This is a genomic window from Microbacterium phyllosphaerae, assembly GCF_017876435.1.
GTDB classification, from domain to species: domain Bacteria; phylum Actinomycetota; class Actinomycetes; order Actinomycetales; family Microbacteriaceae; genus Microbacterium; species Microbacterium phyllosphaerae.
The window spans coordinates 2,491,194-2,512,834 of the sequence record NZ_JAGIOA010000001.1 but is presented as its reverse complement, the minus strand read 5'-3'; the positions used below and the strand labels follow the sequence as shown (position 1 = coordinate 2,512,834).

The 21,641-nt window shown below is 69.6% G+C and carries 5 protein-coding genes; 2 read left to right on the top strand and 3 right to left on the bottom strand.

From position 1 onward, the window contains the following. Positions 1-118 precede the first annotated feature (118 nt). Positions 119-18,250, top strand: coding sequence for a CLIPPER-2 domain-containing protein (locus tag JOF42_RS11710; protein ID WP_210098013.1), 18,132 nt, complete (start codon positions 119-121; stop codon positions 18,248-18,250). A 24-nt stretch (positions 18,251-18,274) separates the two neighbouring features. Next, on the top strand, positions 18,275-18,757 hold the full coding sequence (locus JOF42_RS11705; RefSeq protein WP_245340791.1) for a hypothetical protein: 483 nt from the start codon (positions 18,275-18,277) through the stop codon (positions 18,755-18,757). A gap of 16 nt (positions 18,758-18,773) precedes the next feature. Here the strand turns inward: JOF42_RS11705 and JOF42_RS11700 are convergent, their stop codons facing one another. The 3 genes from JOF42_RS11700 to JOF42_RS11690 form a co-directional block, all read right to left on the bottom strand. Continuing rightward, a complete protein-coding gene (locus JOF42_RS11700) occupies positions 18,774-20,123 on the bottom strand; it encodes a cryptochrome/photolyase family protein (protein ID WP_210098012.1) in 1,350 nt (449 codons plus the stop codon). A 57-nt stretch (positions 20,124-20,180) separates the two neighbouring features. Continuing rightward, complete coding sequence (locus JOF42_RS11695) at positions 20,181-20,597, bottom strand: DoxX family protein (protein ID WP_210098011.1); 417 nt, start codon at positions 20,595-20,597, stop codon at positions 20,181-20,183. Between the two features lie 61 nt (positions 20,598-20,658). After that, the gene (locus tag JOF42_RS11690; protein ID WP_210098010.1) at positions 20,659-21,609 is read right to left on the bottom strand and encodes an alpha/beta hydrolase; all 951 of its coding nucleotides are present in this window, start codon (positions 21,607-21,609) and stop codon (positions 20,659-20,661) included. Positions 21,610-21,641 lie beyond the last annotated feature (32 nt).

The following is a 21,641-nucleotide window of genomic DNA, read 5'->3' as shown; positions in this document are numbered from 1 at the left end:
TGGCGTCGCCTAGGGTGAGAGGACGTCGTATATCCACAAAGGTTTTCGACGGACTCTGAGGGGGGTCGTGATGGCGGGGGGAGGTGTTCGTCGCGGGTGGCGTAGATCCACCATCGCCATGACCACCGCCATCGCCGTGATCGCCGCGGGCTTCACCCTCGGTGCACCGCAGGCTGCCGAAGCCGCTGTCGTGCAGTGGGGCACCAATTCCGGCACCGCCCCGAACTACCAGGCGAACGTCAACGGCGACTTCATCATGGCCGGCAACGGTGTGCTCGCGTGCTCCGCGACGACGGCCACGACGAACGGCCCCTGCGCCGATCTGCACGCGGCCTCGAGCACCAACGCGAACAACGTCAACGACAACTTCGTGATGAGCCAGAACAATTCGGTCGCCGGCTTCACCTCGAACTCGAGCAGCGCGACCATGACCATCCCCGCGGGCGCAACCGTCGTCAAGGCCTTCCTCACCTGGAGCGCGAACACCGGCGTCTACACCGGTGACACGCGCCGTCTGTGCGCCCAGTACTCTGCCGCACGAGGCGTGGCCACGATGCCGTCGGGCAGCGCCACCGGATACACCTCGCGTGCCGTTCAGCTCAAGGTCGCAGGGAGTTCGGTCATCAACGTCTCGCCGCAAAGCATGCTCGCCGACCCCGCTTCGCAGGCGACGGCACTCTATTACTCGGCGAGCGCCGATGTGACGTCGGCCTTCGCGGCCGTGCCGACGGGATCCGAGGTCACGATCTCGGCCGGGAACATCTGGACCCCGACCGGCGCCGGCTGCTACGCGGGCTGGTCGATCAACGTCGTCTACGACTACGGCACGTTCATCGCCGACAACCCGGCCTCGGTGCCGCACAACATCATCTACTACGAGGGCCACGTGCGGCAGGGGGCCAACGACGCCGACCTCACCGTGGCGTTCAACGGCTTCACCGCGGTCGCCGCCGGAACGCGCGCCGGATTCACCCTCTTCGAGGGCGATCGGAACATCACCGGTGACACCGCGTCGTACTCGCGCGGAGGCTCCACGCCGTACACCGAGATCGCGAACGCGGCCGGCGCGACCGGCAACGTCGGCATCTCGCGGGCGGTGGGGTCGGTCAGATACACGGGCACCGCAGGCACGGCGTTCACCAACCAGAACGTCGACGTCGCGACGGTTCCGCTCACCAACGTGGTCGCCGGCGACTCGACCGTGAACCTTCGCCTCGGCACGTCGGGCGACTCCTACCTTCTCCGCAACGCCATGCTCTCGGTGCCGACCGCCGGACTGCAGCTCGTGAAGACCTTCGACGGCACGGCAGACACCCAGTCCCGAACATCAGGGGAACTCGCGACGTTCACGATCCGCATCACGAACACCGGTGCGGGAACCCTGCGCAACATCGTCGTGACCGACGACCAGGCCAACTGCGCGCGCAACCTCGGCACCCTGACTCTCGCGCCCCTGCAGACGACGACCTACACCTGTACGGCGACCGCGCCGTCTGCGACGGGCTACGTGTCGACGGCCGAGGCCACAGCCAGGACGGTCGTGGGCGACTTCCTCGCGCAGGACAACGACAGCACCACGGTCCTGCTCAGCGCGATCACTCTCGCGAAGACCAGCGCGCTCGCTCCCGGTGGCACGGGCCGCGCCGGAGACGTCGTGATCTACACCTTCACCGTGACGAACACGGGTCAGTCGACGCTCACCGACATCATCCTCAGTGATCCGCTGCCGGGGCTGTCGGCGATCACCTTCGGCACCTGGCCCGGAACGGTCGGAACGCTGACTCCGGGTCAGTCCGTCACCGCCACAGCGAACTACACGCTGAAGCAGAGCGATGTGGATGCAGGTTCCGTCGCGAACACGGCGACGGTCAGCGCGGCGGATGACGACGGCGGCATCCGTCCTTCCGGATCGGCGAATCGCGTCACGCCCATCGCCGCCGCCGGCGCCGTCACGGTCACCAAGACCGGGGCTCTCGCGAGCGGGACGACCGGCCGGGTGGGCGATCGCATCAATTACAGCTTCACCATCCGGAACACCGGAAACGTGACGCTCGACAACGCCTCGCTCGTCGACCCGCTGCCGGGTCTCTCTCCACCGGCGATCACCTGGCCCACTGCGACGGCGGGCGTCATCCCCGTCGGTCAGACAGCCACCGCGACCGCCTTCTACACGATCACCCAGGCAGATGTCGACGCAGGCAGCGTCCGCAACATCGCCACCGCCACAGCCCGCACGCCGGGCGGCACCACAGTCTCCGGGTCCTCTCCGCAGGTCACCGTCCCCACCATCGCCTCCGCTCCAGGACTCACGACGACGAAGTCGGGATCCCTCACTCAGGGCAGCGGGGGAGTGGGCAGCACGATCACCTACACGTTCACGGCCCGCAACTCCGGCAACACGACTCTCACGAACGTCGCGATCAGCGATCCGCTCGCCGGGCTCTCGACTCTCGCCTACTCATGGCCCGGATCCGCCGGCACTCTCGCACCGGGGCAGTCCGTGACCGCGACCGCCACGTACACCGTGACCCAGGCAGACGTCGATGCCGGAGCGGTGCGCAACACCGCGACCGGCACCGCTCGGACGCCGGCCGGTGCGACTCTCACGGTTCCGAGCAGCCAGTCGGTCGTCTCCACCGCCGCATCCGCCCCCGCGGTGAATCTGACGAAGACCGGGGCGCTCGCGCCAGGCAGCACGGGCAAGGCGGGCGACGTCGTCACCTACTCGTTCCGCCTGGCGAACAGCGGAAACGTCACGCTCACCGAGGTCTCGATCACCGATCCGCTGGCAGGCCTCTCGGCCTTGAGCTACACGTGGCCCGGGACCGCGGGCACCCTGGCGCCAGGACAAGCGGTGACCGCGACCGCCACATACACGCTGAAGCAGTCGGATGTCGACGCAGGATCCGTGGCGAACACCGCGACGGCATCGGCCCTCCCTCCGAGCGGTGCCCGTCTCTCGCAGACGAGGGCATTCACGCTTCCGGTCACCCCGGCGGGTGCTCTGACCGTGCTGAAGTCGGGATCGGTCACCACGGGGAACGGCGGGGTCGGCAGCACCGTCACCTACAACTTCTCGGCGACCAACAACGGCAACGTGACGCTCACGCAGGTCGCGATCGCGGATCCTCTTCCCGGACTCTCGGCCATCACCTACACCTGGCCCGGCACCGCGGGATCTCTCGCACCGGGGCAGACGGTGCAGGGCCGCGCGACGTACACGGTGCGGCAGGCGGACGTGGATGCGGGCACCGTGACGAACACGGCTACCGCTTCGGCCCGTACGCCGGGTGGGGCATCGGTCACGGGCACCTCGCCCACCACGCGGGTGAACACGGTGGCGGCCGCGCCCGCGAGCACGACCACGAAGACCGCCACCGTCTCGGGCACCGCCGCAGTCGGCGACGTGATCACCTACACGGTGCGCACCACCAACACAGGCAACGTGACGCTCACGGATGTCGCCGTGACGGACACACTCGCGGGGTTGTCGGCCTTCACCTACACCTGGCCGGGGACGTCTGGGAGGCTCGCACCGGGGCAGACGGTGACGGCTGTCGCGACATACACGATCAAGCAGGCGGACGTGAATGCGGGGTCCGTGCGCAACGTCGCATCGTCGTCGGCCGTCTACGGCACGACCCCCGTCACAAGCACGTCGGGAACGGTCACGACGAACACGGTGACCGCGTCGGCGGGGATCGTGACGACCAAGACAGGTGCGCTCCAGAGCGGTTCCTCCGGTCGCGCAGGTGACACGATCGTCTGGTCGATCACGCTGCGAAACCCCGGCAACGTGACGCTGACCGGGGTCGCGGTCGCCGATTCGCTCCCGGGCATCTCCGTGCCGACCTACGGCACGTGGCCGAGCGGCACGACCGGCGTCCTGCAACCGGGGCAGACCGTCACCGCCACCGCGACATCGGTCATCTCGCAGACCGACGTGAACTCCGGCGCGGTGAGCAACACCGCGACCGGTTCCGGAACCCCGCCCACCGGGGCCGCGGTCACGAGCACGGCTCCTGCGACGGTCTCGCTCGCCTCGGCTCCCGGTCTCGTACTCACCAAGACCGGTGCGGTCACGTCGGGCAACGGCTCGGTCGGCAGCACGATCACCTATTCGTTCTCGGCGCGCAACACCGGAAACGTCACGCTCACAGGGGTCGCGATCACCGACCCGCACGCAGGTCTCTCGACGATCGCCTACACCTGGCCGGGCACTGCGGGCACGCTCCAGCCCAACCAGACGGTGACCGCGACGGCCACGTACTCCGTGCGCCAGTCGGATGTGGATGCGGGCTCCGCCAAGAACACCGCGAGTGCGAGCGGCACCCCGCCGACGGGCGCCGCGATCACCGCATCCTCCGGCGAGGTGACGGTCGCGACGGTCGCTGCGGCACCGGGAATCGCGATCACCAAGACAGCCTCGGGCGGCGGCGGTGGCGTGGGCAGCGTCATCACCTACACGTTCCGCGCCAGCAACACCGGAAACGTCACGCTCACGGGTGTCGGGATCACCGATCCGCTCCCGCGACTCGGAGCGCTGCAGTACCAGTGGCCCGGTGCCGCAGGAACACTCGCTCCCGGCCAGACCGTCGTCGCCACCGCGCCGTACACCGTGACGCAGGCCGACGTGAACGCCGGATCGGTCACGAACACGGCGACCGCCACCGGCACCGGCGGAGGAACGACCGCGACCGCGGCATCCGGAGCGGTGACGACCCCGACGGCCACGAGCGCCCCCGCCGTCTCGGTCACCAAGACCGGAACGCTCTCAGGAACCGGTGCCGCGGGCGACACCATCACGTATGCCTTCACCGTGCGCAACTCCGGCAACGTCACCCTCACCGGCGTGTCTCTCGTCGACCCGCTGATCGGTCAGGCACCGGTGCCGCTGTCGGGTTGGCCCGGAGCCGCGGGCACCCTGCAGCCGGGCCAGAGCGTCTCCGGCACCGCCACCTACACGGTCAAGCAGACCGACGTCGACGCGGGCGCGGTGGCGAACACCGCGACGGCCACGGGCACACCGCCGCGGGGTGCAGCGGTGACCGGAACCGCTCCCTCCACCGTGCGGATCGCCGCGGTCCCATCGATCGCCGTGCAGAAGACCGGTTCGGTCACTACCGGGTCCGGCGAGGTCGGCAGCACCGTGACGTTCGCGTTCACGATCCGCAACTCCGGCAACGTCACGCTCAGCGGCGTCACGCTCACCGACACTCTCGCAGGGCTCAGTGCTCCGTCGATCACCTGGCCCGGTTCGCCGAACACCCTGACCCCGGGACAGACGGCTACCGGAACGGCGACGTACACCGTGAGGCAGGCCGACGTCGATGCCGGATCCGTGCGCAACACGGCGAGCGTCAGCGGTCGACCGCCGACGGGTGCCGTGGTGAGCGCGACATCCACAGAGGCCGTGGTGCCCACGAGCGTCGCCGCACCGGGGCTGACCGTGACCAAGAGCGCCGACACCGCGGCCGGAACGCGCGTGGGCGATGTCATCACCTACACGATCCGGGCGACCAACAGCGGCAACCAGACGCTCACCGGCGTGACGCTGAGCGATCCGCTCTCGGGGCTCTCCGCGCTCTCGGTGACCTGGCCGGGCGCGAACGGCGTGCTGGCACCGGGGCAGACGGCGACCGCTCGCGCCACCTACGTCATCACCCAGACCGACGTGAACTCCGGATCGATCCGCAACCGTGCGTCCGCAACGGCCACGGCGCCTGGCGGCGCATCGGTCAATGCGTCGTCCGCAGACGTCGTGACGCCGACGGTGACCGCTGCGCCCAGGCTGACCCTCGACAAGACCGCGAGCCTGGCGCCCGGCGCGACGGGCCGCGCGGGAGACGTCGTCACGTACAGCTTCACCGTGCGCAACGCCGGCAATGTCACCCTCACGAGTGTCGGCATCGCGGATGCGCTGCCAGGACTCTCGACCATCGCGTACACGGGCTGGCCCGGCGCGACAGGCACACTGCAGCCAGGGCAGAGCGTGACGGCGACCGCGACGCGGGCGCTCACGCAATCGGACGTCGATGCCGGCTCCGTCGCCAACACCGCCACCGCCACAGGCACGCCGCCGACCGGTGACGCCGTGCAGGCGACGGCCGCTGCGACTCTCCCGCTGATCGCCGGCCCCCTCCTCACCCTCGGCAAGACCGGGGTCTACACGCAGGGGAACGGCGCGGTCGGCAGCGTCATCACGTACACGTTCACGGCTCGCAACGCCGGAAACGTCACACTCACCGGCGTCGCGGTCACTGACCCGCACGCGGGCCTCAGCACGATCGCCCTCACCTGGCCCGGTACTGCCGGAACCCTCGCGCCGGGCGCCCAGGTCGTCGGCACCGCGACGTACACGGTCACGCAGGCCGACGTCGACTCCGGCACCGTGCGCAACACCGCGCGGGTGACCGGCACGCCACCCAGCGGTCCTGCGGTCGGTGCCGACTCGCAGACCGTCTCGCTCGCGACCGTCGCCGCCGGCCCCGCGTTGACGACCGCGAAGTCGGCATCCGTCGGCGGCACCGGGGCCGTGGGCGACGTCGTCGACTACACGGTGCGCGTGACCAACACCGGCAATGTGACGCTCCGCAGCGTCGTGGTGAGCGACCCGATGGCGGGACTCACACCCTTCACATACACCTGGCCCAGTGATGCGGGCGTGCTCGCGCCCGGTGCACAGGTCGTCGCGCGGGCGAGCCACACGATCACGCAGGCCGACGTGGATGCCGGCTCGATCGTCAACGTCGCCACCGGAAGCGGGCTGTCGCCGAACGGCACGCCCGTGAGCGCGGCATCCGGCACTGTCACCACGCCGACAGCCGCGGGAGATCCGCGGCTCCAGGTCGTCAAGTCCGGCACGCTCCCCGGGGGCGCCACGGGCGTGGCGGGGGAGACCATCACCTGGACGGTGTCGATCCGGAACACCGGCAACGTCACGCTCTCCGGCGTCACTGCCACCGACTCCCTCCCTGGTATCAGCGACCTCGCCTACGGAGTGTGGCCGTCGGGCACCGCAGGTGTGCTGGCACCGGGTGACGTGGTGACGGCGACCGCGACCTCGACCGTTCGTCAGACCGACGTCGATGCAGGTGCGGTGTCGAATGCAGCGACGGCGATCGGCACTCCCTCGCGGGGCCAGGCCACGTCGGCGGTGGGTTCGGCGACGGTTCCGCTGACCTCGGCACCGGCGCTCACGATCCAGAAATCGGGCGCCTACACCGCGGGTACGGGGTCGGTCGGCGACACGATCACCTACTCGTACACCGTGCGCAACGCAGGCAACGTGACGCTCACCGGAGTCGCCGTGAGCGATCCGCACAGCGGACTCTCCACGATCAGCTATGGCGCCTGGGCGTCCGGCACGACGGGCACACTCGCGCCCAACCAGACGATCACCGCGACGGCGACCTACCAGGTGCGTCAGAGCGATGTGAACGCGGGCTCGATCACCGATGTGGCGACCGCGTCGGGGCGCCCGCCCACGGGCGCAGCCGTGTCGGCGACCTCGCAGACCGTGGTGCTCGGCACCGCCACTCCCGCCCCGGCGATCCTGACGACGAAGACCGCGTCGGTCGGGGGGCCCGGACAGCTCGGCGACCTCATCACCTACACGCTCCGTGCGACCAACTCGGGTAACGTCACCCTCACCGGCGTCGCGCTGTCCGATCCCGCTCCGGGACTGAGCCCGCTCGCCTACGGGCCGTGGCCGGGCGCCAGCGGCACCCTTCAGCCGGGTGAATCCGTGACGGCGACGGCAACGCACCGCATCACCCAGGCAGACCTCGATGCCGGTTCCGTGTCGAACACGGCGGCGTCGACGGGTGCGCCCCCGACGGGGCCCGCCGTGACCGATCCGTCCGACACGGTCGTGACAGCGACGGCGGCCCAGACCCCCGACATCGAGGTGACGAAGACGGGCACGCTCGCCGGCGGAGCGACGGCTCGCGCGGGCGATGCTGTCGCCTACTCGTTCTCGCTGCGCAACACCGGCAACGTCACGCTCACCGGCGTCGCACTCGCCGACCTCGAGCCCGGCGTCTCTCCGCTGGTCTACTCGTGGCCGGGCGCGGAGGGCGTCCTCGCTCCCAACCAGGTCGTCACGGCTACCGCGACCTATGCGCTCACGCAGGCCGACATCGACGCGGGGGCCGTCGACAACGTCGTGAGCGGTTCGGGTACCGCTCCGGGTGGCGCGTCGATCACCGAGAACGACGACGTCACCGTCCCGATCGCGCCGTCGGCATCCATCGACGTGTCGAAGACCGGAACGGTGGTCGGTGACGGAGTGGGAGACGGCGAGGCGGGCGACCAGATCCGGTTCGACTTCGTGGTCGTCAACACCGGCAACGTCACTCTCACGGATGTCGAGCTCGCCGACAGCATCCCCGGTCTCGTTCCGACAGTCACCTGGCCCGATGCGGGATCGGCGGGCGTCCTCGCTCCCGGCGCCACGGCCACGGCCACGGCCGTCTACGAGATCACCCAGGCCGACGTGAACAGCGGATCCGTGCCGAACTCCGTGACAGCGTCGGGTGCGCCGCCGACCGGGGCCGACGTGACGGCGACAGACTCCGTCCAGGTCGCGACGGGTGCGCAGCGGTCCGAGCTCAGGCTCAGCAAGTCGGGCACGACGCCGCCGGGCGAGGCGGGACTCGGCGACGACATCACCTACACCTTCGTGCTCAGCAACACCGGAAACGTCACCGTCACCGGGATCGTCATCTCGGATCCGCTCGTCGGGTTGTCCGACATCGTGGCGGACTGGCCGGGCGCTGACGGCGTACTCGATCCGGGGCAGAGCGTGACCGCCACGGCCACGCTCGAGATCACCCAGACACACGTCGACGCCGGGCGCGTGCTGAACACCGCGACCGCATCGGGGACCGCGCCTGTGGGCGCCGTGTCGACGACCTCGCCGCAGAGCATCGTGCCGGTGGAGGCAGCAGCGCCGTCCGTCGCGGTCACGAACAGCGGCTCGCTCCCGCCAGGGTCCGCGGCCGGGTCGACCGTGACCTGGACCTACACGCTCAAGAACACGGGCAACGTGACCCTGAGCGGTTCTGCGCTGTCTGACGCTCTCGCGGGCACGACGGCGCCCGTCTACCAGTGGAACGGCCAGGCAGGCATCCTCGCCCCGGGGGAGACGGTCACTGCGACGGCCACGACAGTGCTGACCCAGGCCGACGTCGATGCGGGCTCGATCATCAGCCTCGTGACCGGGCGCGGCACGGCACCCACCGGTGCCGTCGTCACCGCGACCGCCCCGGCGACGGTGACCATCGCCTCGACCGCCGGTCTGACGCTGGACAAGTCCGCATCGCAGACCGAGGACCTGGCCGTCGGCGACATCGTGACCTTCACGTTCGACATCACGAATGCGGGCACGGCGACGATCGACGCCATCGCGCTGAGCGACCCGCTGCCCGGACTGTCGGCGATCACGTTCGGTCCCTGGCCGTCGGCGACGGGAACGCTCGCCCCGGGCGGTGCCGTGCGCGCGTCGGCGCAGTACACCGTGACGCAGGCGGACGTGGATGCCGCGGGCGTCCGCAACATCGCGACGGTCACGGGCCTCACGCCGTCCGACGCCGCGGTGTCCGCATCCGACATCGTGACGCTCGCCACCGAGACGAGGGCGCCCGCGCTCGAACTGGTGAAGGCGGATGAGCTCTCCGGCGACGGCGTGCTCGGAGACTCGATCGGATACACGTTCACCGTGCGCAACGCCGGGAACACGACGGTCACCGACATCGCGATCGCCGATGAGCTCGAGGGAATCTCGGGCATCGTGTTCGGAGCATGGCCGAGCGGGGAGACGGGACGCCTCGCTCCCGGGCAAGAGGTGACGGCCACCGCGCAGTACACCATCGGCCAGGCAGACGTCGATGCCGGTGAGGTCCTCAACACCGCCATCGCAGCAGGAACCACCCCGACCGAGGTCGATGTGTCGTCGACCGAAGCCGAGGTTACGACCCCGCTCGCTGCGGCTGGTCCTGCGCTGACGGCGACGAAGCGCGGTACTCTCGCCGCCGGGTCGACCGGCCGTGCGGGAGACACCGTCGAATTCCGCTTCTCGGTCGTCAACACGGGCGACGTGACGGTCAGCGAGGTCGCTTTCGACGACGCCCTCACCGGGCTGAGCCCCCTGGCGATCACCTGGCCCGATGCGACGCGCCCCGGCGTGCTCGCTCCCGACGCCGAAGCGACCGCGACCGCGACCTACGTGCTCCTGCAGTCCGACGTGGACGCCGGCGCGGTGTCGAACGCCGTCACGGTCACGGGTACCCCCGTACGAGGGACCCTCGCGCCCGCTCCTGCTGCTGCGACCGTTCCGATCACCCCCGGGGCGGCGCTGTCCGCGGTGAAGACGGGTGTGCTCGCTGCGGGAGACATCGGCGCGGTCGGCGATCGGATCGACTACACCGTCGTGGTGACGAACACGGGCAACGTGACGGTCACCGGCGGCATCCTCGTGGACCCGATGGAGGGGCTCCAGGGTGTCTCCATCGCCTGGCCGGATCCAGCCGTTCCCGGTCGCGTGGGTGTGGGGGAGTCCGCCACAGGGCGCGGCTTCTATCTGCTGACGCAGGCGGATGTGGATGCGGGGTTTGTGGAGAATACGGCGTCGGTGGCGGCGTTCGCTCCGGGTGGGGTGCGGGTGTCGGCGGATACGAACACGGTGCGGGTGAATACGGTGTTGCCTGCGGCGGGGTTGTCGGTGTCGAAGTCGGGTGTGGCGTCGGGTGCTGGTGCGGTGGGCGATGTGGTGTCGTATGAGTTCGGTGTGACGAACACGGGCAATGTGACGGTGTCGGGTGTGGTGCTGTCTGATGCGGTGCCTGGTGTGGTGTTGTCGGGTGTGGTGTGGCCGGATGCGGGTGCGCCGGGTGTGATCGCTCCGGGGGAGACGGCGACGGCGACGGGGTCGTATGTGATCGTGCAGGCGGATGTGGATGCGGGTCGTGTGGTGAACACGGCGTCGGCGTCTGGTGTGCCGGCGCGGAGTGAGCCGATCACGGTGGTGTCTGCGGAGAGTGTGGTTCCGACGGTGGCGGCGGCTCCGGCGGTGTCGGTGACCGATCGTGGTGCGTTGGCTCCGGGGGCGTCGGGCCGGGCCGGTGATGTGGTGACGTGGACGTATGTGCTGACCAATGACGGGAACGTGACGCTGACCGGCGCCGCCCTCGCCGACGCCCTCACCGAAACGACCCCGCCGAGCTACACCTGGACGACTCCGGTCGGCATCCTCGCCCCGGGCGAGTCGGTGACGGCGACGGCGACGTACGTCCTGACCCAGGCGGATGTCGACGCGGGCAGCGTGACCAGCCTCGTCACCGGAACAGGAACACCGGCCAACGGCGGAGCCGTGGTCTCGGCCACGAGCCCGGCGACCGTGCCGATCGTCAGCGCTCCGGAGCTCGTCGTCACGAAGGATGACACCGCGACGGGCGGCAGCGTCGGAGACACGATCGAGTACGCGTTCACGATCGAGAACCGCGGCAACGTGACCCTGTCTGGTGTCGTGCTGTCCGACACGCTCTCCGGTCTCAGCACACCGACGATCACGTGGCCGACGACGAACCGTGTGCTCGCGCCGGGCGAAGTCGCCACGGCCACCGCGACGTACGTCATCACGCAGAGCGATGTCGACGCCGGTGACGTGACGAACACCGCATCGGCCAGCGCGTCGCTTCCCGGCGGCACGAGCATCTCGGCATCCTCCGATGCCGTCGTGACGCCGCTCGACGTATTCGCACCCGCCGTGGTCACGACGAAGTCCGCCGTCATCGCGAACGGTGCCGGCGGAGCCGTCGGCGACGTCATCGAGTACACGGTCACCGTGCGCAACTCGGGCAATGTGACCCTCGACGGCGTGGGCATCGTCGACGAGCTCGACGACCTCTCCGACATCTCGGTCGTGTGGCCCGGCGTCGAAGGGGTTCTCGCGCCCGAGCAGATTCTCGTGGGCACCGCGCGATATGTCATCACGCAGGCCGATGTCGATCGTGGGTCGGTGTCGAACATCGCGGTGGGCTCCGGCACCGATCCCTCGGACACCACCGTCGAGGACCCGTCGGACCGAGTCGTCGTTCCCACAGTCGTGGCCGCGCCGGATGCGACCGTGAGCAAGAGCGGCGTGCTCGAGCCCGGTGCGACGGGCCGCGCAGGCGACACGGTGCGGTACTCGTTCCGCATCGCGAACACGGGCAATGTCACGTTGTCTGGGGTCGCTCTCGACGATCAGCTCGTCGGCCTGTCCGACATCGTGGTCTCCTGGCCCGGAGCAGACGGCGTCCTCGCCCCCGGTGCGACCGCCGATGCCACCGCGGAGTATGAGCTCACTCAGGCCGACGTCGATCGAGGGCGCGTCGACAACAGCGTCACCCTGACGGCATCCGCCCCCGGTGGTGCGCCGGTCGAACGCACGGCGACCGCGACGGTGCCGATCACCGAGGCGGCAGAGCTGACGACGGTCAAGAGCGGACAGGTGCTCGAGCCGGGGATCGGGGCCGTCGGAGACGTCATCGAGTACCGCCTGGTCGTGACGAACACGGGCAACGTGACCGTGCAGGACGGGCGGCTCATCGATCGTCTCGCCGGACTCTCTCTGCCCGAGATCGCCTGGCCCGGCCCTGAGGGCGAGCTGCTCGTCGGCGACACGGTCGTCGGAGTCGCTCGGTACACGCTCACCCAGGCCGACATCGATCGTGGGTTCGTGCGGAACGTGGCCGGCGTCGAGGCGGTCACCGAGCAGGGGACGATCGTCGTCGCGGACTCCAACCCGGTCGTGATCAACACCGTGCAGCCCGCGGCCGCGCTGACCGTCGTGAAGGACGGCGTCGTCGACGGCGACGGAGGTGCAGGCGGCTCTGTCGACTACACCTTCCGCATCACGAACACCGGAAACGTGACCGTGAGCGCGATCACGCTCGCCGACCCGATGCCGGGGCTCAGCGTGCCGGAGATCACCTGGCCGGGAACGGCCGGTGTGCTCGCGCCCGGGCAGACCGCGATCGCGACGGCCGGCTACACGATCACTCAGACGGATGTGGATGCCGGATCGATCGCCAATGCGGCGACGGCGAGCGGCAGCTCGCGGGGTGGTCCTGTCACGAGCCCTGCCGGCATCGAGACCGTCGACACCCAGGGCATCCAGGCGTCGATCGTCGTGGACAAGACCGCCGCGCTCGACCCCGATGCCACAGGCGTCGCGGGTGATGTCGTCACCTGGAGCTACTCGCTGCAGAACACGAGCAACGTCACTCTCACGGGCGTCGCCCTGACCGACCGTCTCAGCGGCTCCACGGCCCCCGAGTACACGTGGCCGGACCCGTCCCGCCCGGGAGTGCTGCTCCCCGGTCAGACGGTGACGGCGGTCTCGACGTACGAACTCACCCAGGCAGACGTCGATCGCGGCGGTGTGTCGAGCGCCGTCGACGGTGTCGGCACCCCGCCTCGCGGAGCGGACGTCACCGGCAGTTCCGTCGCCTCGGTCGAGATCGCGGCGCGCCCCGGCATCGCTGCGACGAAGTCCGGGGTGGTCGACGGCGCGGGCGACGTCGGCGACCGGATCGATTACACCTTCGGCATCACGAACACGGGCAATGTCACGCTCACGCTCGTGGACCTCGTGGATGCCCTGGTCGGCGTCAGCTCGCCCACATTCGACTGGCCCGGTGAGCCCGGCATCCTGCTGCCGGGTGAGACGGTCGACGCGGCGGCCGACTACACCGTCACGCAGGCCGACGTGGACCGCGGCTCCGTCACCAACATCGCCACGGCCAGCGGAAAGCCGCCGGTGGGAGACACGATCACGGCGAGCACACCGCCGACGAACACGAGCGTCGCAGCTGCGGCACCGGAGCTGCTCACGGGCAAGACGGCGACGGTGCGCGGCGACGGTGCTGTGGGCGACATCGTCGACTACTCCTTCACCATCGAGAACACGGGCAACGTCACGGTGTCCGCGATCACGCTCTCGGACCCTCTTCCGGGACTCTCGGCCCCGACGGTGCGCTGGCCGGGTGAGACGGGCGTGCTCGCGCCGGGCGAGGTCGCGACCGCGACCGCCAGTTACGCGATCGTGCAGACGGATGTGGATGCGGGAGAGATCGTCAACATCGCGACCGCCGCGGGGGCCTCTCCGAGCGGGGCTGCCGTGCAGGACGACTCCGACCGTGTCAGCACCCCGACCATCGAGGCGGATGCCGGGATCACGATCGACAAGACGGGCGCACTCGCACCGGGCTCCACCGGTCAGGTCGGCGACGTCGTGCAGTTCGGCTTCACGATCGCGAACAGCGGCAACCAGACTCTCCGCGCCGTCGAGCTCTCGGACGCACTGTCGGGGCTCAGCGCCATCGACGTGGTCTGGCCGAGCGATGACCCCGCAGCGACCGGCGTCCTTCCGGTCGGCTCCGTCGCACGCGGTACCGCGACCTACACGCTGACCCAGGCGGACATCGATGCCGGATCGGTCGCCAACGCGGTCGAGGTCGTCGCGAGCACACCCGCCGGCACGACGGTCGATGCCGCCGACGCCGCGACGGTCACCATCCCGAGGACTCCTGCGCTGTCTGCGGTGAAGTCGGGTGTTCTGGCTGCGGGGGACATCGGTGCGGTCGGTGACACGGTGCAGTACGAGGTGGTGGTGACGAACATGGGCAACGTGACGGTCACCGGCGGTGTGCTGGTGGATCCGATGGTCGGCCTGTATGACGTGTCGATCGTGTGGCCGGACCCCGCCGCGCCCGGTCGTGTCGGTGTCGGTGAGCAGGCCGTCGGTCGGGGGAAGTACGACCTGACGCAGGCGGATGTGGATGCGGGTTTTGTGGAGAACACGGCGTCGGTGGCGGCGTTCGCTCCGGGTGGGGTGCGGGTGTCGGCGGATACGAACACGGTGCGGGTGAATACGGTGTTGCCTGCGGCGGGGTTGTCGGTGTCGAAGTCGGGTGTGGCGTCGGGTGCTGGTGCGGTGGGCGATGTGGTGTCGTATGAGTTCGGTGTGACGAACACGGGCAATGTGACGGTGTCGGGTGTGGTGCTGTCTGATGCGGTGCCTGGTGTGGTGTTGTCGGGTGTGGTGTGGCCGGATGCGGGTGCGCCGGGTGTGATCGCTCCGGGGGAGACGGCGACGGCGACGGGGTCGTATGTGATCGTGCAGGCGGATGTGGATGCGGGTCGTGTGGTGAACACGGCGTCGGCGTCTGGTGTGCCGGCGCGGAGTGAGCCGATCACGGTGGTGTCTGCGGAGAGTGTGGTTCCGACGGTGGCGGCGGCTCCGGCGGTGTCGGTGACCGATCGTGGTGCGTTGGCTCCGGGGGCGTCGGGCCGGGCCGGTGATGTGGTGACGTGGACGTATGTGCTGACCAATGACGGGAACGTGACGCTGACCGGCGCCGCCCTCGCCGACGCCCTGCCGGGTGCGTCCGCTCCGTCGTATGTGTGGCAGGGGGCGGAGGGTGTCCTCGTGCCGGGTCAGTCGGTGACGGCGACGGCGACGTATGTCCTGACCCAGGCGGATGTCGACGCAGGCAGCGTGACCAGCCTCGTCACCGGAACAGGAACACCGTCGACCGGTGCACGGGCCGCGGCCACGACCCCCGCGACGGTGTCGCTCGTCGCGGCTCCCGGTCTCGTGTTCAGCAAGACGGCGAGCCTGGACGCCGCGAGTGCGAACGGCACCGGCGACGGAGTGACCTTCGACTTCCGCATCGAGAACTCCGGGACCGTCACCCTCTCGGGCGTGGCCATCACGGACGAACTCGTCGGCATCGGACCGATCACGGTGGACTGGCCCGCGGCCGCAGGCGTGCTCGCGCCGGGACAGATCGCGCGGGGAACGGCGTCGTATGACATCAGCCAGGAGGACGTCGATCGAGGATCCGTCCAGAACACGGCATCCGTCCGTGCCACGACACCGAGCGGCGAGGTGCTGTCGACCCGTTCGACCATCGAGCCCATCCCGACCGCTGACCACGCTCCATCGATCCAGACGGTGAAGGGCGGCAGCTACGTCAGCGGCACCGGCGGCGTGGGCAGCATCATCGAGTACACCTTCGACATCACGAACACCGGAAACGTGACCCTGAGACTGATCCGTCTGCAGGACGACCTCGAGGGCCTCGGCACTCCTCGTATCGAGTTCCCGTCGGCCACCGGCATCCTGCCGCCCGGCGGGACCGCGACCGGTGTCGCCCGGTACACGGTGACCCAGGACGACGTCGATGCGGGGTCGATCACGAACGTCGCCACGTCGTTCGGAACGTCTCCGCGCGGAGTCGTCGTCTCCGACAGCTCCGCCCCGTTCACGATCGACACGGACTCGCCGACCAATCCGGAACAGGCGATCCGCACGACGCAGTCCGCGCAACTCGCCGCCGGGGACGTCGGCGTGCTCGGCGACTCGGTCGACTACACGTTCACGATCCAGAACACCGGCAACACGACCCTGAACGGTGTGACGCTCAGCAATACGGTCGCCGGACTCACCGGCTTCGCGTACACCTGGCCGGATGCCGCGAACCCCGGACGCCTGCTGCCGGGTCAGACCGTGACGATCACGGCGTCGCACCTCGTCACGCAGCAGGATGTGGACACGGGCACGGTCCGCAACACCGCGACGGGGTCGGGCACGCCGCCGGCGGGGGCGGTCGTGACGAGCCGCACGCCGATGACCATCGTGCCGCTGGTCGGCGGAACGGGATCGCTCGACGTCTCGAAGACCGGTACGCGCCTGGGCGACGGCAGCCTGGGCACGCAGATCCGCTACGACTTCGTCATCACGAACACCGGAACGCTCTCGCTCAGCTCGGTCGCTCTCACCGACTCGCTCGACGGGCTGTCCGACATCTCGTACGCGGAGTGGCCGACCGCTGACGGAGCGCTCGCGCCGGGAGAGTCCGTCAGCGCGGCGGCGACATACACGGTCCAGCAGAAGGACATCGACACGGGCGAGGTGCGCAACACCGCCTCGGCGAGTGCGCTGACCCCCGGGGGAGACCCGGTGACGGACGAGTCGCCCGAGTCGGTCGTGACGACGATCGGTTCCGCACCCTCGATCGACATCGAGAAGTCCCAGGTGCTCGCCCAGGGTGCCACCGGGCGCCCCGGCGACGTCGTCGATTACACCTTCACCATCACGAACACCGGCAACATCACGCTCCGCGGCGTGACGCTCGCCGATGGCCAGGTCTGGATCACGGGACTCGGCATCGCGTGGCCGGGAGAGATCGGCGTACTGGCCCCCGGACAGTCGGCGACCGCGACGGCCACCTACATCCTGACCCAGGCGGATGTCGATGCCGGGCGGATCACGTCGCCGGCGGTCACCACAGGTGACGGCGCAGGCACGGTCGTCCGTGATGAGACCGTCGCAGAGACGGTCATCGCCGCCGCCCCCGCGCTCACCCTCGTCAAGACCGCCGAGCTCACCGGAGCAGCGCAGCAGGGCGGCGGAATCCGATACCTGGTCACGGTCACCAACACAGGCAACGTCACGCTGTCCGACGTCGCGATCACGGATGACCTCGCCGGCCTCGGTTCCCCGACCGTGAACTGGCCCGGTACGCCCGGGATGCTGGCCTCCGGCCAGAGCGTCACGATGACCGCGGACTACGTGATCACGTCGGCAGACGTCGTGCGACAGCACGTCGACAACACCGCCTCCGCGGTCGGCACAGCGCCCGGCGGCACGACGACCGACGACGCCGACTCGGTTCGGGTGGATGTTCCCGACGCCCCGAGCATCCGCCTCGGTATGAGCATCTCGGTGAAGGACGGACAGAAGGGTTTCGCGGGCGACGCGCTCATCTTCCGCTACACCGCGACGAACACCGGGACCACGACCCTCACGGGCGTGCGCATCACGGATCCGTACCCCGGACTCTCGTCGATCGTCTACACCTGGCCCGGCGAGCCCGGCGTGCTGCTCCCCGGGCAGAGCGTCACCGCGACGGCCAGCGTGGTCATCACCCCCTCGATGGAGGGCACCGTGGTAACGTCCCGTGCCGTGGTGACCAGTGTGGAGGCGCAGTCGGGTGTGCAGGTGCTCGATGTGGCCTCGGATGCCGTGAACCTTCCGCAGCCCGCGCAGATCGTGCCGATCGATCTGCTCCCCTTCACAGGTGGCGGCGATCCCCTGCCTCTCGTGGGAGGGTCCGCGCTGCTTCTGCTCGCGGGCCTCGTGCTCCTGCTCGCCGCCCGGCGTCGCCGGTCGATGCGGCCCCATGACCTCTCCTCCTAGCAATCCGTACTGAAAGGCGACACGATGCTGAACTCGAGCTCAACCACCCCGTCCACCGCAGGACGCCGTACGGCGACCAAGGGGGTCGTCGTGGCCGGCATCGCCGTGACTCTCGGCCTGGTGCTCGCCGGATGCACCGACTCGGCACCGGACCCGAAGCCGACGCCGACAGCGACGGAACCCGCCGAGGCCGGGATCACGGACATCCAGGACACGCCCGGCTCCGGAGAGGGGCTCGAGGGGGCGCTCGCGGATGCCGAGGTCAAGACCTGCGAGCTCGCCGGCGACCACTGGGAGGTCGCCGGATCCGTCACGAATTCGAGCGATGCGGACGCGTCGTACCGGATCTACGTGTCGCTTCTGACCCAGGGCGGCGACACACGGTCGCTGACGCAGGTCGATGTCGAGCCGATCGCCGCCGGGGCGAGCGCCGACTGGGAGACCACGGTCGCCGTGGAGGACGAGGCGCTCGATTGCGTGCTGCGCGTGGAGCGCTACGCCTCCTGAGCGGCCTGTGCCGCGATCATGCGTCCTGTCGTGAGGAGCGCTTGACGACGTCATAGGCGTCGAGCGCGGCCTTGCGCGTGGCGGCGAGGTCCACGATCGGCTCTGTCGGAGCATCCGATGCCCACTCCGAGATGTACAGCCTGTGGGGGTCGAACTTCTTGGCCTGCAGCTCCGGGTTGAAGACGCGGAAGTACGGCGCGGCGTCGGCACCCGACCCGGCGACCCACTGCCAGTTGAACGGGTTGCTCGCGCCGTCGGCGTCGACCAGCGTGTCCCAGAACCACTCCTCGCCGCGCCGCCAGTCGATCAGGAGGTTCTTGACGAGGAACGACGCGGTGACCATCCGCACGCGGTTGTGCATGAAACCGGTGTGCCACAGCTCGCGCATTCCGGCATCCACCAGAGGCACGCCGGTGTCGCCGCGCTGCCACGCCTCGAGATGGTGCGTGTCGAGGGGCGGCCACGGGAACGCGTCGAACTGACGGCGAAGGTTCACGGTCGCCAGATCGGGGGAGTGGAACACGGTGTGCCACGCGAACTCGCGCCAGCCCAGCTCCGACAGGAAGCCCGCGGCTCCGTGCGCGTCGACCGCTTCGTGCCAGACGGTGAACGGGCTCAGCTCGCCCCAGCGCAGACGGGGCGAGAGCAGGGCGGTGGCGCCGGCGGACGGCTCGTCCCGCGCTCTGTCGTACGCGCCGATGTCGTCCTGAAGGAAGGCGCGCAGACGGGCTCGTGCCGCGGGCTCACCCGGCTCCCAGGTCTCGCGCAGTCCGCCCGCCCAATCCGGACTCGTCGGCAGAAGATCCCAGTCGTCGAGATCGTCGGATGCGGGGGCAGGCGACATCCCGTCGAGACTCCGGGGCGCGGGGAGCGGTGCACGGGGCGCGGGGAGCGCGAGGCATGCGCGCCAGAACGGCGTGAAGACGGAGAAGTGGGTGCCGCCTCCGGTCTTGACCGTCCACGGCTCGTGCAGCAGGGAACCGGCGAAGGATGCCACCTCGAGGCCGCCTTCGCGGAGAGACGTCTTCAGGGCGGCGTCGATCTCGCGTTCCGCGCCCCCGTAGCGACGGTTCCAGAACACGGCTGTCGCCCCCGCGTCCGCGACGGCCTCGCGGACGACGCGTGCGGCGGGTCCGCGGCGCAGGGTCAACGTGGCCCCGATCTCGAGGAGTCGCTCTCGGAGCGAGGTGAGCGAGTGATGCAGCCACCAGCGTGCGGCGCCACCGAGCGGGCGGATGCCGGGGGACTCCTCATCGAGCACGTAGAGCACGACGATCGGCTCATCTCGATCGATCGCTGCCCGCAGGGCCGGGTTGTCGGCGAGGCGGAGGTCGTCACGGAGCCACACGATCGAGGGGGAAGCCATGGCTCCATTCTCGCCCGCGCGGCGGAATCGGCGGGCAGGGGTTGCGTGCCGTCTGTCTCAGCGGCTAGGCCGCCGGCGGCCCGCCGGGAGAGGATCGGGAGCAGTCGCCCACAGGGCCCACAGCACGAGCAGCGGCTGGAGGAACAGCCGGCCGAAGCGCCGCGCCTCGGTGTCGAGACCGGGAGTCGAACGATGCGTGCGCCACTGGTGCACGTTCCCGGGGAGCACGGCCACGAAGAACGCGGCGGTCGCGATTCCGATGCGTCGTCGCTCCTTCGGCAGCACGAGGAGTCCGGCCGCGAGCGCGACCTCGGCGGCGCCCGAGGCGATCACGATCGCGTCCTTGTCGAGACGCGTGGCCTTCGTGGCCCAGTCCGGCACGACGACCCGGAAGCCGCGGGTGCTCACGAAGTGGACGATGCCGATCGCACCCAGTGCGAGTGCGAGGATCCAACGCGCCAGTGCTCTGATCATCCGCTCACGCTACCCCGATGCACCCGCTGACTCCCGGTTCACCGAGGCGCGTCGCGCCGGGTCAGTCGGCGTCGAGGAGACGGTCGGCCTCCCACTGCAGGAACCCGTCGGCGATCTCGGGTGCGTGCGTGTGATGCAGGTAGTGCTCGCCGTCGAGGGGGATGACGGTTCCGTCGTCGACCGTCGCCGCCTGACGTTCGTGAAGGTCGATCCAGTCCGGATTGCCGGCGTTGTCGGCCACCACGAACAGCAGGAGAGGGAGTCCGGCGGGGAACTCGGTGCCCGCGGCATCCGCGAAGTTGGTCCTGATGTGCGTCATCTCGTCGAGATAGGTCGGGCTGAGGGAGTTCCGGTTGCTGAAAAGCGACATCTGCTCGCGCGTGCGGTCGTCGTAGGCGAGGCCGTCGAGACCGTCTCCGGCTGCGCTGGAGACCAGGCGGATCAGGCCGAGGTTCTTCGCTGCGGCCAACAGGCCGGTGGGGAAGACCGTGTCCATGTTCGGCTGCCCCGGCACGCTGGTGTCGATCCCGACGAATGCCGTCACCTCGTCGGCGTACCTGTTCGTGTACTCGATCGCGTAGAGCCCTGCGATCGAGTGCCCCATCAACACGTAGCGGTCGACGTGGAGCGACTGCAGCGCCTGGTGGATCTCATCCACGATGTTGTCGGTCGTCCGCTCGCTGTCGGTGCCGTCGCTGAGACCGTAGCCGAACGGCTCGACCACGATGACGCGGTGATCCCGCGCGAGCTGCGAGATCAGAGGCTCGAAATCGAGGGCGGGAGACGCCGTGCCGAACCCGGGGAGCAGCACGACGTCCTGCTCGCCCTCGCCGGCGACGACCACGTTCATCGCCCGCCCGTCGACGCTCACCGTCTGACCGTAGGTCTCGATACGGTTCTTCTCCGTCTCTGTGGATACGGCGTTCACCACGGTCGTGGTCGTCAGCCCGACCGCCAGCACGGTGCCGATGGCCCCGCCGACGACGAGGGCTCTTCTGAGGGATCTGCGCATCATGGCCTTCCCGGCGCACACGGGTGTCGAAG